The 666-nt window shown below is 66.2% G+C and carries 1 protein-coding gene; it reads left to right on the top strand.

Translation table 11 applies throughout. From position 1 onward, the window contains the following. A partial coding sequence (locus A5781_RS24415) for a condensation domain-containing protein (protein WP_231990866.1) occupies positions 1 to 666 on the top strand: 666 nt, incomplete at both ends.

The following is a 666-nucleotide window of genomic DNA, read 5'->3' as shown; positions in this document are numbered from 1 at the left end:
CAGTCGCGGTTGTGGTTTATCGATCAGTTGTTGGGCCCGTCGGCGGTTTACAACATGCCTGTGGCGCTGCGCCTGCAGGGCCCCTTGGATACCGATGCGTTGGGGGTGGCGCTGGGTGATGTGGTGGGCCGCCATGAAAGCCTGCGCACCGTCTTCCCCGCGGTCGACGGAATCCCCGAACAGCAAGTAATCCCGCCCGAGCAGACCGAGTTCGGTTGGCAGGTGATCGATGCCAGCGGGTGGCCAGAAAGCCAGCTACGTGAGGCCATCGCCGCGGTGGCGGGGTATCGGTTTGATCTGGCGAGCGAGATTCCGTTGCGGGCCCAGCTTTTCCGGCTCGGCGCAGATGAGTATGTGTTGGTGGCCGTGGCGCATCATATCGCCGCGGATGGCGGGTCGATCACCCCGCTGATACAGGATCTGGGCATCGCCTATGCCGCCCGCTGCGCCGGTCAGCCCCCTGGGTGGGTGCCGTTGGCGGTGCAGTACGCCGACTACACGCTGTGGCAGCGTGAGCAGCTGGGCGACCTCAGCGACCCCGACAGTGTGATCGGCGGGCAGCTGGCCTACTGGCAAGACGTGTTGGCCGGGATGCCCGAACGCCTGGCGCTGCCCACCGATCGGCCCTATCCGGCGGTAGCCGATTATCGCGGGGCAAGCCTCACC

Source organism: Mycobacterium sp. 852002-30065_SCH5024008 (assembly GCF_001665645.1).
Lineage (GTDB): Bacteria > Actinomycetota > Actinomycetes > Mycobacteriales > Mycobacteriaceae > Mycobacterium > Mycobacterium paraffinicum.
The sequence above is the reverse complement of the archived record's forward strand: the minus strand, read 5'-3'. Positions and strand labels throughout refer to the sequence as shown.